Source organism: Paenibacillus sp. J22R232, from assembly GCF_056269165.1.
The window spans coordinates 129,798-142,017 of sequence record NZ_JBWDNK010000008.1; the positions used below are offsets into that span (position 1 = coordinate 129,798).

Consider the following 12,220-nt stretch of genomic DNA (forward strand, 5'->3'; position numbering starts at 1 on the left):
CCATGACCATTCTATCAACAGACAAAGTAAAGCTTAACGTGAGCGTAAAAGATAAATACGAGGCGATCCGCCTTGTCGGGCAGATGCTCGTAGACGCAGGCCATGTACCCGCGCCTTATATTGAAAAGATGATCGAACGAGAGGACTCGCTGTCTACCTACATCGGCGGCGGACTCGCCATGCCGCACGGCACGAATGAAGCAAAAGCCATCATTCAATCTACCGGGCTTGCCATTATCACCGTGCCGGAAGGCGTAGACTTCGGCGGCGAGGAGCCCGCTCAGCTGGTTATCGGCCTAGCCGCGGTCGGCGACGCCCATTTGGATATTTTGACAAGCATAGCCGTGCTCGTCTCCGAGGAAGAAGACATGCAGCGCATTCTGAACGCCGCGAACGAGCAAGAGCTGATTGCCATTTTCGAATCGGGGATGGAAGCATGAAGGCCGTCCACTTTGGCGCAGGCAACATCGGCAGAGGGTTTATCGGCTTGCTGCTCCACAACGCCGGCTACGAAATAACCTTCGTCGATGTGAACGACAAGCTCGTTTCGGAGCTGCAGGAGAAAGGGAAATATGCAGTAAAGCTTGCTAATGAGCAAGGAGACACTTATCTGGTCGACCACATAACGGCAATTGACGGCAAAGACGTTGAGCAAGTTGCCGAGGCCATTGCAGGCGCCGATATCGTGACGACCGCCGTTGGCGTAAACATCCTGAAGCATATCGCAGGCGCGATTGCCAGAGGTATTGAGCGGCGTGCGAGCGGTAAAGGCGGATTGTTGCATGCTAATGACAGTAGCAGCGAGCGGCTTGCGATTGAAGGAGGCAGCTTGCGGCTTGCGAATGACGGAAGCATTGAGCAGCGTGCGTTTGACAGAGGCAGCGAGCTGCTTGCGAATGATGGAGCCATCCAGCAGCGTGCTTTTGACGGAGGCAGCGAGCTGCTTGCGAATGACGGAGCCATCCAGCAGCGTGCGTTTGACGGAGGCAGCCAGCAGCGTGCTTTTGACAGAGGCAGCGAGCTGCTTGCGAATGACGGAGCCAGCCAGCAGCGTGCGTTTGACGGAGGCAGCGAGCTGCCTGCAACAAGCGGCAATCGCGCCTTGCCCATTATCGCTTGCGAGAATGCGCTGGGCGGCAGCGCGCTTTTGAAAAAACTCGTTTACGAGCAATTGGATGCAGCCGGGCAGTCGTTCGCAGACCAAAACATTGCTTTTCCGGACGCTGCCGTAGACCGTATCGTTCCGCTGCAGCAGCACGAGGATTCGCTCCTGGTTACGGTCGAGCCTTTCTATGAGTGGACCGTGGAACGTTCTCCCCTGCTCGCCTCGCAGACCGAAATCGAAGGCATTCACTACGTGGATCGGCTCGAGCCCTATATCGAACGCAAGCTTTTTACCGTGAACACGGGCCACTGCGTCGCAGCTTACCACGGAAACCTTAAGGGTTATGCAACTATTCAAGAAGCGATGCAGGATTCAGATGTCGTTGCCGAGGTGAAGGGTGCTTTGCTCGAATCGGGGGCTGCTCTCGTACGCGCATATCAATTCGACGAAAAAGCCCACGCCGATTACGTGGATCAAATTTTGGGGCGGTTTATTAATCCCTATTTGGTGGATGAGATTGCTAGAATCGGCCGCTCGCCAATTCGCAAGCTTTCGCCGAATGATCGTCTGGTTAAACCGGCCATATCCGCTTATCAATACGGTATTCCCGTTGATCACTTGACCGCCGCTATGGCGGCTGCCTTGTATTTCAATTATCCAGATGACCCGGAATCGGTAGAGCTGCAAGCTTATTTGAAAGAGTATGGGCTTCATGCGACGCTGCTCAAGTACACCGGCCTTGCCGAGCAGCACCCTCTTCATAAGAGAGCCGCCAAGCAATATGACGAGATCGGTCAGCGTTATAGTCCGGCACAGAAAGGAATGAACTCCTAATGACACTGAAGGGTATAGCAGCTTCTCCCGGCATTGCGATCGCTCGCGTGTTTTTCCTATCTGCCGAACGCTTCGTCCCGAATCGGCAAACCGTTCCAGACAGCTCCGCCGAGATATTGCGTTTTCGGTCGTCGGTAACTGTAGCGCAGGCAGAAATTGAAGCCATTCGCATTGCTACCGAAGAAAAGCTCGGAGCGGATAAAGCAGAAATATTCGAAGGTCATCTGATGATTCTAGAGGATCCAGATTTCATTGACGCCATAGCCCTCAAAATCGAAGAAGACAACATAAATGCGGAATTTGCGCTGCACGAGACAGCCCAATCATTCGTCGAGCTGCTGCAAGCCATGGACGATGAGTTGCTTCGCGGACGCGCTGTCGATATCGAAGACGTATCCGGGCGCATAATGAGTCATTTGCGCGGCACGCCGCATTTGGACTTGGCGGGCATGTCCGAGGAATGCATTATCGTCGCCCGCGATTTGACTCCGTCAGACACAGCCCAGCTCAACCTGGATTATGTGCGCGGATTTATTACGGAGGTGGGCAGCCGAACTTCCCATTCTGCCATTATGGCACGATCGCTTGAGATTCCAGCTATCGTAGGAGCAGGCAGCGCCGTTCTCGATATCGCTCCGCATGCGCTAGTTGTGCTGGACGCGAATCAAGGCATCGTTCTCGTCAATCCTTCGGACGGTGAGCTGGCGGATTATCAAGCCAAGAAACAAGCTGACGATTTAAGAAGAACGGAGCTAAGCCGGTTGAGGGGGCTCCCTACGCTCTCCAAAGACGGTAAGCGGGTGGAACTCGCAGCCAACATCGGCAAGCTGGATGATATTCAGCGGGCCATTGATAATGGCGCGGAGGGCATCGGGCTTTTCCGCACCGAGTTTCTTTATATGGGACGCAGCTCGCTCCCTACCGAGGAAGAACAGTTCATCAGCTATAAGTATGCACTGGAGAAAATGAATCCGAAGCCAGTTGCCATCCGCACGCTCGATATCGGCGGCGACAAGGAGCTTCCTTACATGGAGCTTCCGAAGGAAAGCAATCCGTTCCTCGGACAGCGTGCCCTTCGCCTGTGCTTAGACAGGCAGGATCTGTTCCGGACGCAGCTGCGGGCGCTGCTCCGCGCAAGCCGCTATGGAAACCTGAAGATCATGTTCCCGATGATCGCCGTTCTCGAAGAGCTCCTCGCAGCCAAACGCCTGCTTGAGGAAGAGAAGCAGAAGCTTATCGCCGAAGGCGCGGAACTCGCCGAACATATCGAAATCGGCATGATGATCGAAATTCCTGCCGCGGCGATCGCAGCGGACCTCTTCGCGCCAGAGGTTGATTTCTTCAGCATCGGCACGAACGATCTCATTCAATATACGATGGCGGCAGACCGCATGAATGAAACGGTAGCCTATTTGTACCAGCCATGGCACCCTTCCCTGCTGCGCCTCATTCGCTTTGTCATTCAGGCCGCGGAGAAGGAAGGCAAATGGGTCGGCATGTGCGGCGAGATGGCCGGAGATGAGACCGCAATTCCCCTGCTGCTAGGACTCGGTCTACATGAATTTAGCATGAGCGCAGGCGGAATACTTCCCGCTAGGGAACTGATCAGCCAGCTTAACCAAGCTGAATGGTCCAGCCATGCCGTCCAAGCCTTGTCGATGCGGAGCACTAAGGAAATAACGCAATTTGTTGAAGATACCCAAAAAGGAGTGACTCATCATGATTAGCAAAACATTCACGATCCTTAACCCAACAGGCTTTCACGTACGACCGTCCAAAACCTTTGTTCAAACGGCTACGACCTTTCCCTGCAAGGTGAACGTCATCAATAAAGGCAAAAAAGTCAACGGAAAGAGCTCGCTTAGCATGCTCACGCTTGGCATCGCCGCAAATGAGGAAGTCACGCTGGAGATCGATGGCGAACAGGAAGAGCAGGCGCTCGAGGCGCTTGGCAAGCTGCTTACTGAAATTCACGAGTAAGCGGCAATTAACCTCATAGCAAAAATAAAAGGGCACCCAAGTAGGTGCCCTTTATTTATGAATAAATTAGGTTTGCTGGTTTTACTGATTCAATTCCTCCAGCATGCGGATTAATACCGTTACAGCCTCGGCTCTCGTCGCTGGAGCAACAGGGTTGAACCGATTATCGTCAGTGCCTTTGATAAGCCCAAGCTCCTTAATTGCAGCCACTGCATTTCTCCCCCATTCCGGGATTGCTCCGTCATCCGCAAACCCAGTGACGGGATTCGCAGGAATAGTTCAGCTTCAGCGTGTTTGCGATCATCGCTGTCATCTCCATACGCGTAATCTCGGCATTGGGACGGTTTGTTTTGCTCGACAAATAAATGTATTTGCCATGGCTGTTTGTTTTGCTCGACAAATAAATGTATTTGCCATGGCTGTTTGTTTTGCTCGACAAATAAATGCATTTGCTACGGCTGAATGTTTTAATTCATTTGGCCATTCATTAAAGCCCAATTCAGGCAACACTCCTTTGAGCGACTACAATGCATAAAGTGCAACGTATTTCCCCATACGCAGGTCGTTGGCCGGCTACGTTGCAGTATCTGCAGCGTAATGACCGATTCCAGCCATTTAGAGTGAAAAGGTTGCTCTTCTGTTGCATTTTCTACAGTGTAGGAAATGGATTTGTGTGCTATGTAAGGTTTAGGTTGTAGAAAGTGCAATGTAGCTTGTGGTTCTATTGCTCCGTCATCCGCAAACCCAGTGACGGGATTCGCAGGAATAGTTCAGCTTCAGCGTGTTTGCGATCATCGCTGTCATCTCCATATGCGTAATCTCGGCATTGGAACGGTTTGTTTTGCTCGACAAATAAATGTATTTGCCACGGCTGAATGTTTTAATTCATTCGGCCATTCATTAAAGCCGAATTAAGGCATCACTCCTTTGAGCGGCTACAATGCATAAAGTGCAACGTATTTTCCCTTACGGAGGTCGTTGGCCGGCTACGTTGCAGTATCTGCAGCGTAATGATTGATTCCAGCCATTTAGAGAGAAAAGGCAGCTCTACTGTTGCATTTTCTACAATGTAGGGAATAGATTTGTGTGCTATGTAAGGTTTAGGTTGTAGAAAGTGCAACGTAGCTTGTGGTTGTGGTTGTGATTGTGGTTTGCTTGTGGTGGTTCTGCTCATTGTTTTGCATATTGCTCCATTTTTTTCTGCTCATTGTTCTGCTTGTTGCTCCGTTTGTTGTTCTACTTATTGCTACATTTGTTGTTCTACTTATTGCTACATTTGTTGTTCTACTTATTGCTACATTTGTTGTTCTGCTTGTTGCTTCGTTTGTTGTTCTGCTTGTTGCTCCGTTTGTTGTTCTGCTTGTTGCTTCGTCTGTTGTTCTGCTTGTTGCTTCGTCTGTTGTTCTGCTTGTTGCTTCGTTTGTTGTTCTGCTTGTTGCTTCGTCTGTTGTTCTGCTTGTTGCTTCGTTTGTTGTTCTGCTTGTTGCTCCGTTTGTTGTTTTGCTTGTTGCTCCGTTTGTTGTACTGCTTGTTGCTCCATTTGTTGTTCTGCTTGCTGCTCCGTTTGTTGTTCTGCTTGTTGCTCCATTTGTTGTTCTGCTTGCTGCTCCGTTTGTTGTTCTGCTTGTTGCTCCGTTTGTTGTACTGCTTGTTGCTCCATTTGTTGTTCTGCTTGTTGCTTCGTTTGTTGTTCTGCTTGTTACTCCGTTTGTTGTTCTGCTTGTTACTCCGTTTGTTACTCCGTGGTGTAAGTGGAGTTCATATATTCGGGCAGGAGTAAGGGAGACGTACGAGCTGTGGTAGGGAATAGGATAGGATAGGATAGGAGTGAAGTGAAGTAAAGTGAAGTTGAATTTGAAGTAACTTTAGAAAGACTGGTAGTGAGATTATTAAAAAGCCTCCAAACCCGCATCCATCCATAGCTGGTTTAGAGGCTCTATGATTTACTACCATCCACCCGCCGTAAGAAATACAGCACGGTCAGAGGCTAATTCTTAATTACCTTTAAACAACCGGGACTGCCGGCTGCTCCAAGCTTTCATTTTTAATTTTGCGATAAGACATCGTGAAGTAAAGATAGGATAATGCGGCGAATAGAATCGCAATGCCTGCGAGAGTCGCAATATCTCTGCCCATTGAGCTGTAATCGCCGCTCGATACGATGTCCCTAAAGCCCGCTACCGCGTAGGTCATGGGCAGGAATGGAGAAATTTTTTGCAGCCAGCCTGGTACAAGTTCGATCGGGAACGTCCCCGCGGAGCTCGTCAACTGGAAGATCAGCAAAATTACGGCGATAAAGCGCCCTGGATTGCCCATCGATGCAACAAGGAACTGAATGATCATCATGAACGTTAAACTGGTCAGAATGGAATAGAACACGAATAGTCCCACACTCTGCACTTCAAGCTTCAGTAAGAACAGAAGCGCAGCGTCAGCAATTAACGCTTGGATGATCCCGATTAGCGACAAGGTGAGCGCCTTGCTCCAAAACCAGCTCCAGCCGCTGTCCGGGCGAACAGCAGGCTCGCGAACGGAGTACACGATCGTTAACAGCATTGCGCCAACGAACAAGCCCAGCGACAGGAAGTAGGGAGCGAGTCCCGTTCCGTAGTTGTCGACCTCCGTCAATTTCTCGACATCGAGCTTAACCGGATCCGAGAACATATCGACCATCGCATCGGTTAGATTCAAATCTGCCGTTTTGTCCGACGCATCTCCCAGCTTGCCGGAAAGCTCCTGCGTACCGTCTTCCAGCTTCAACAGCCCTGTGGCGACTTGCTTCGCGCCATCCTCCAATGCTGCGGACCCGTCTACAAAAGGAGTGATGCTAGTCGACAGCTGCGAAAGCCCCGCCGTAAGCGTTGTGGTGCCGCTATTCAGCTGCTTTGCTCCCGCTGCAAGCTTAGCCGCGCCGCCGCTAGCTTCTTTAAGCTTGTCGCCAAACTGCGTCATGCCGCTGGAAAACTTTTCAGCTCCGGCTATAACTTGCTCCGCACCAACGCCTAGTTGCTTGCCGCCAGCCGCCGCTTCCTGCGCTTTCTCATCAAAGCTTCCAATTCCATCTGCGACCTTCACCAATCCATCATTGAGCTTGGCAGCGCCGCCGCTAAGCTGCGCTTGGCCGGCAGCGGATTTCTCCAATCCTGCAGCCAGCTCGCGGCTAGCCTTCAGCAGCGAAGCAAAGCTGTCGCTCGAAGCCAGCTCCGGATTCGACTGGCCAAGCTGCGCCAGCCCATTCGCCAGCTCCGCAGCCCCAGCCTTCAGCTGCTCCTCGCCTGCTGAAGACTCCTTCAACGCGCCCGCCAGCTGCCCCGCAGCCTGCTGCGCGTCCGACGCCCCTTCCGCCAGCTGTCCGCTTGCTCCAGCCAGCTGCGCCACCCCGTCGCTAAGCTTCGCCGCTCCGGCGCCAAGCGAACCTGCGCCTTCGCCTAGCGATGCTGCTCCGGCGCCAAGCTGCTGCTGCGCAGCCTGCAGCTGCGCCAGACCGCTCGCTAACCCTGCAGTACCTGCGCTGAGCTCGGCACTGCCTTTCCCAAGCGCCGCGCCGCCATCGCTGAGCTTGGCGACACCTTCCTTCAGCGTCATAGATCCGCTGACGAGCTTCGCAAGATTGCGCTCGATGAGCACGGCTCCATCCTTCGCTTTCGTCGTGCCGTCGGCAATCTCTCCGGCACCGTCGCTCGCCGCCCCGATTCCGTCAGCGAGCTCTTCGATTTGCCCAAACACGGTACGCGTGTACGCTGCCGTCACTTCGCGGCCAAGCTCCACCTTCATCGTATCCACTGCTTTGCTGCCAATCTGGGAGGCTAGAAAATTATAGCTCTCGTTTGCCAAGTAAGTCAGCTGAGCGGGCGTAGGCTCATCCGAGGTGAGCGTCGTTGTTTTCTCGGAGAAATCAGCAGGAATCTCAATAGCCATATAATAGCTGTGATCCTCCATCCCCGCTTCCGCTTCTGCCTTGCTCACGAAATGCCATTCGAATTTTTCGTTTTCCTTTAATTGTTCCTCGAAATCATCGCCAATATGCAGCGTTTCGTCGTTATACGTGTATCCCTTATCCGCATTGACGATTGCTACGGGCATTTTGTCTAAATGCCCGTAAGGATCCCAGAAAGCGCCCAAAAACATGGATGAATACATAAGCGGGATCATAAGCACGCCGATTACGGATATGAGCAGCATTTTGTTGCCTGCAATGCCGGTTAGTTCCTTGCCAAACTGTTTCAATCCTCTGAACTTCAACGCGTCCACTCTCCTAATTACTAATTGACCATTATTGTCATTTAGTCATTTTATAGTGTAAAAAAAGGCATCCAGGCTATTCCGGAGCCAATCCTACTTGCATATAAAACCGCAGCTGCTCCGCTACCTGCTGCTTATCCAGCGGCTCATGCGTTTTTTTCCAATCCACCGTCAGTGCCATGTACAATCTCAGCATTACGAATGCCGTGATCTCCGGGTTGCATGGTTTAATCTCGCCCTTATCCATCGCCTGCTGCACCTGGTTTTGAATGTAGCCTACGACAGCCTTCTCAATCTGCTGCATGCCATCCACTGCCATCGGCGTACCGATCTCGCGTACCTCATGGGATAGCTTAAGCGCAAGCTCATGCTCCTCACGGAACTCAAGCAGCTGCTCCAGCGCTGCATGCAAGTTATCGAAGAACCCGCGATTCGGATCGAGAACCTTCTCCGCTACCTGCTTCATCTCCAGAATCAGCTTCTTCATAATCTCATGAAACAGCTCTTCTTTATTCGAAAAGAACGTATAGATCGTTCCTTTGCCTACATTCGCGATCTTCGCAACCTGATCCATCGTAGTCGCTTTGTAGCCGAACAACGCAAAAGATTTGGCTGCCGCATCCACAACCTGCTGTCGTCGATCAATTGCCACTTCAACACCTCCGACCTGAAACTCCTTAATAAATGACCAAAAAACCAAAACGGTCATTTCGACTCATGCCATCATAGCACGCGCCAATTTCAATTGCAATACGGGTTTATTATATATTCCGTAAATGGTACAGCAACGAATTTATTAAGCCAAAATTGAGGCTTTTAAAAAAATGGCTGCAGCTGACGCCGGGAACCGTTCAGGACGCAAAAAAAAAGAAGCAGCCATCCATAAGGTTACTTCTTGTTTCGTACTTAATTCGTACTTAATTCGTACTTAATTCGTACTTAATTCCTACTTTTTTTCGTACTTAATTCGCACTCGTTTCACACTTTTTCCGCACTCGTTTCGTACTCATTTCGTGCTTGTTCCGTACTTGTCTCGGTTTCGCACTTGTCTCGTACTTGTTTCGCACTTGTCTCGTACTTGTTTCGCACTTTTTAAGCTCTTGTCCCGTACTTGCTTCGCACTTGTTTCACATTTGTTTCGTACTTGACTATCACTTGACTAGCACTAGTTTAGTACTCATTTCACACCATGAATGAATGTTACCTCTGAATGGATGTTTCCGTTGTAGTCATTGCCAATCTTCGCCGTTCCAACACTAAACCTCCTGGTAACCGGGCAAGTTCAGCATTTCGGGTACCGTAACAAAGGTGTATCCTTTTTTCCGCAATTGCGGAATCATGAGCTCAAGCGCTTCGACCGTATTTTCCCTTCCGCCGGTAGAATGCTGTAAAACAATGCCCCCGGAATAGACTTGTTTGTCCACGATTTCCAATATGGCCTCTGCAGTTATTCCCGACCAATCCATCGTATCCACTGACCAGTTCACAACAGCCATGTTCAGCTCGTGTACTGCTTTTACTCTTTCCTCATTCAATTCCCCATAGGGAGGCCGAAACAAGAGAGGACGCAAGCCCGAAATAGCTTCCAGCTGATCCTGTGTATCCTTGATTTGTTTCCATGCTTCTTCGATTGTCAGCTTGTTGAAACGAGGATGCGACCATGAGTGGTTGGCTATCACATGACCTTCTTTTACGATTCGTTTCACCATCTCAGGATGGGCCTTCGCTTGTTTTCCCACGATAAAAAAAGTCGCCTTTATCTCATTTTCTTTCAAAATGTCCAAAATTTCAGATGTAATCTGCGTGTCTGGGCCATCATCGAAAGTCAATGCAACGCGCTTTCCATCTGCCGCTAAGCCGTTGTAATACACCTTCTTATTGCTAATAGAGCTTGAATCCACATTCGAATGCTTCTCGTCATTATGTTCCTCTTGGCCACCCGTTTGTTGTCCCTCCAGACTAGAGGGATGCTCGCCATATAATAAGAAATATTGCTTTAGGCCTTCTACGATGCCCTTTGCTGCTGCGTTTTGTCCGTCCCCGCTGAGCATGACAGCTTCCTCGCCAGCGTTGGTTAGATAACCGACCTCAACGAGTGCTGCCGGCATTTCGCTGAGCGAAAGCACCTTCAGTTGCTCCTCCTTTACTCCGCGGTCCCGAAATCCTAAAGCCTCGATTACGTTCTTTTGAACGGTTTGGGCCAATAGATTGCTGTCATCATGCGTGTGCAGCGTCTCCGTTCCGTTTGCGCTGTCATCCGTATACGTATTTCCGTGGATCGACAAAAGGGCGTCAGCCTTCCATTCATTAGCCATAGCTGCGCGATCCTCCAATTCAACGAACACATCGGTAGCTCTCGTCAATCGCGGCTCGAACATCGGTTCATCTCTGAGCAAATCGAACACCTTCTTCGCAAGGGCGAGCGTATAGTCCCTCTCGTAGTTCCCGCTTGCCCCCGTGGCGCCCGGATCTTTCCCTCCATGTCCCGGATCGATCATAATTTTATACTTTTGTGTTTGAGAAGACGGAGGAGATAGCTTAACCGGATAATCAACGGAATGCTCGGTCAGCGCGGGAAGCCTCTCGTCTGAATGACCGATGCTCCAAGCGGCTACAACTCCCACCATAGTAAAAAATAAAAGAAAGAGTATAAGGAATGCTTTCATGGACCGTTTGCGTTTTTTATAAGTTTTCATGGTGCCTCCTAGCGAATAATAGTAGTAATCATCTCTTAAAATCAACTATAGTTCAGAGATGTCTCACCCACTTCGCTAGCTTGTAAACAAGTTGTGTACGCCTTCTATTTCCCAATCTATTAAATCGCAAACGCGTCCTCATTCATAAAAACCTAACGCAAAAAAGCACAGCTCCTGCCGTTAAGCAGAGGCTATGCTCCTCCCATTCGTTCTTATTTAAATGCAATGACTAGGCTCTGCATGCCCTTAAATGCTTGTCTTTCCGACATAGGCTGAGCAATATCGTACTTTTTCGATCCACTAAGCAATAACTTCCCGTTATCCGGGCTCCAAGCCATTTGGGCGGGAATGATTCCTTGATAAACCTGTTTCATGTTTAACACATTGTTCCCATACAGCCTGGCCGCAAAAACGGAATCGCCATCCTGGCAAAAAGCGATAAATTTCCGGTCGTCAGATAGTCGAAAAAGTCCAATGTCCCGTAACAAAAGAGACACCACCGCATTTCGCAGGTCATATGCGTACAAATTCCCATCCTCTCCGACGAATGCGATCTGATCCTGATGAATCCACTCTACCCATCCCTCGGGGCTAATCGGGTGCTCGTATTTGCTCTTGAACTTGTCCCCGCTCCATTGGCCGACCGCAAGCATTAACTGCTTGGCTACATATTTCACAATGACCGCGCTTTCCCCGTCATTCGAAACATGAATCGAATGCAGGGCGACAAATTCCTTTACATTAGACTCATTCTGCGCTAAAGAGTACCACTTTGTATCTCTAGTTTCCCTATCATAAACACCGATTTCCACCTGCTTGTCTACTTCATTCTCTAATGAATAGCTTAGGAAACGGCTATTGCTAGACCAGGTCATTCGAACAAATTTCAGTTGGTCGGTCGTGATCTCACCAAGCAGCTCGCTATTGCCTCCCGCAAGCGAAAACAATTTGAGCGTAAAGGCACCATTCTCCACCACTGGAAAAGCTGCCTCTTTCCCGTCTGGAGATAAGGCTATTAAATTATTAAATAAAAAAATGCTGTTTCTCTCATCCCATAATTTAGTTTGGGATACATAAGGAAACGCCACGCGGTTAATCGATGACACAAATTTGTAATTTTCCGCCCCAAGCGTAATTAAGGAGTTGTCATCGCTCCAGCCAAGTGGATAGGCTTGGTCTAATTTCCCTTCCATTACAGGATAAATGGTCTTGACTTCAAAAAGGGACAGCTCGTCGTTTGTAGACTGCTGGTCCTCTTTATCTTCAATTATAATCGTCTCGGTTCTCTTCGCTCCCTGGCAGCCTGCCAGCAAGCAGCAAATCACGGTTATTAATGCGAGATAGACGGCTCTGCTTCTCATAT

11 protein-coding genes and 1 pseudogene are annotated in these 12,220 nt (G+C 50.0%); 5 read left to right on the top strand and 7 right to left on the bottom strand.

What is annotated here, in order from left to right; all coding sequences use genetic code 11:
- Positions 1-2: 2 nt before the first annotated feature.
- The 5 genes and pseudogenes from AC0YN3_RS21985 to AC0YN3_RS22005 all read left to right on the top strand — a co-directional run bounded on the left by AC0YN3_RS21985 (position 3) and on the right by AC0YN3_RS22005 (position 3,919).
- A complete protein-coding gene (locus AC0YN3_RS21985; protein ID WP_475777096.1) occupies positions 3-440 on the top strand; it encodes a PTS mannitol transporter subunit IIA in 438 nt (145 codons plus the stop codon).
- Positions 437-784: pseudogene (locus AC0YN3_RS21990) on the top strand (mannitol dehydrogenase family protein); the annotation flags it as partial. The gene AC0YN3_RS21985 and the pseudogene AC0YN3_RS21990, both read left to right, overlap by 4 nt.
- Before the next feature lie 45 nt (positions 785-829).
- On the top strand, positions 830-1,939 hold the full coding sequence (locus tag AC0YN3_RS21995) for a mannitol-1-phosphate 5-dehydrogenase (RefSeq protein WP_475777213.1): 1,110 nt from the start codon (positions 830-832) through the stop codon (positions 1,937-1,939).
- Positions 1,939-3,666, top strand: a complete 1,728-nt coding sequence (gene ptsP / locus AC0YN3_RS22000) for a phosphoenolpyruvate--protein phosphotransferase (RefSeq protein ID WP_475777097.1) — start codon at positions 1,939-1,941, stop codon at positions 3,664-3,666. Before AC0YN3_RS21995 ends, ptsP begins: the two co-directional genes overlap by 1 nt.
- Positions 3,659-3,919 carry an HPr family phosphocarrier protein gene (locus AC0YN3_RS22005; protein WP_475777098.1) on the top strand — a complete coding sequence of 87 codons (261 nt, stop codon included), beginning with the start codon at positions 3,659-3,661 and terminating at the stop codon, positions 3,917-3,919. The genes ptsP and AC0YN3_RS22005 overlap by 8 nt, the downstream gene beginning before the upstream one ends.
- A gap of 81 nt (positions 3,920-4,000) precedes the next feature.
- Here AC0YN3_RS22005 and AC0YN3_RS22010 read toward each other — a convergent pair whose 3' ends face one another.
- The 7 genes from AC0YN3_RS22010 to AC0YN3_RS22040 all read right to left on the bottom strand — a co-directional run bounded on the left by AC0YN3_RS22010 (position 4,001) and on the right by AC0YN3_RS22040 (position 12,218).
- Complete coding sequence (locus tag AC0YN3_RS22010; protein WP_475777099.1) at positions 4,001-4,129, bottom strand: S-layer homology domain-containing protein; 129 nt, start codon at positions 4,127-4,129, stop codon at positions 4,001-4,003.
- Between the two features lie 31 nt (positions 4,130-4,160).
- Entirely contained in the window at positions 4,161-4,358 is a 198-nt protein-coding gene (locus tag AC0YN3_RS22015) for a hypothetical protein (RefSeq protein ID WP_475777100.1), read from the bottom strand.
- An 855-nt stretch (positions 4,359-5,213) separates the two neighbouring features.
- On the bottom strand, positions 5,214-5,579 hold the full coding sequence (locus AC0YN3_RS22020) for a hypothetical protein (protein ID WP_475777101.1): 366 nt from the start codon (positions 5,577-5,579) through the stop codon (positions 5,214-5,216).
- 344 nt (positions 5,580-5,923) lie between these two features.
- Complete coding sequence (locus AC0YN3_RS22025; RefSeq protein WP_475777102.1) at positions 5,924-8,161, bottom strand: YhgE/Pip family protein; 2,238 nt, start codon at positions 8,159-8,161, stop codon at positions 5,924-5,926.
- A 76-nt stretch (positions 8,162-8,237) separates the two neighbouring features.
- On the bottom strand, positions 8,238-8,813 hold the full coding sequence (locus AC0YN3_RS22030) for a TetR/AcrR family transcriptional regulator (protein ID WP_475777103.1): 576 nt from the start codon (positions 8,811-8,813) through the stop codon (positions 8,238-8,240).
- Positions 8,814-9,417: 604 nt separating this feature from the next.
- Positions 9,418-10,857 (bottom strand): N-acetylmuramoyl-L-alanine amidase, encoded by a 1,440-nt coding sequence (locus AC0YN3_RS22035; RefSeq protein ID WP_475777104.1) that lies wholly within the window; start codon positions 10,855-10,857, stop codon positions 9,418-9,420.
- Between the two features lie 212 nt (positions 10,858-11,069).
- Complete coding sequence (locus AC0YN3_RS22040) at positions 11,070-12,218, bottom strand: WD40 repeat domain-containing protein (RefSeq protein ID WP_475777105.1); 1,149 nt, start codon at positions 12,216-12,218, stop codon at positions 11,070-11,072.
- Between the last annotated feature and the right edge of the window lie 2 nt (positions 12,219-12,220).

Bases quoted from the DNA above. Each gene is read 5' to 3' on its own strand.
- ptsP (WP_475777097.1), top strand. From the start codon at position 1,939: ATGACACTGAAGGGTATAGCAGCTTCTCCCGGCATTGCGATCGCTCGC.
- AC0YN3_RS21985 (WP_475777096.1), top strand. From the start codon at position 3: ATGACCATTCTATCAACAGACAAAGTAAAGCTTAACGTGAGCGTAAAA.
- AC0YN3_RS22035 (WP_475777104.1), bottom strand. From the start codon at position 10,857: ATGAAAACTTATAAAAAACGCAAACGGTCCATGAAAGCATTCCTTATA.
- AC0YN3_RS22020 (WP_475777101.1), bottom strand. From the start codon at position 5,579: ATGGAGCAACAAGCAGTACAACAAACGGAGCAACAAGCAGAACAACAA.
- AC0YN3_RS22005 (WP_475777098.1), top strand. From the start codon at position 3,659: ATGATTAGCAAAACATTCACGATCCTTAACCCAACAGGCTTTCACGTA.
- AC0YN3_RS22040 (WP_475777105.1), bottom strand. From the start codon at position 12,218: ATGAGAAGCAGAGCCGTCTATCTCGCATTAATAACCGTGATTTGCTGC.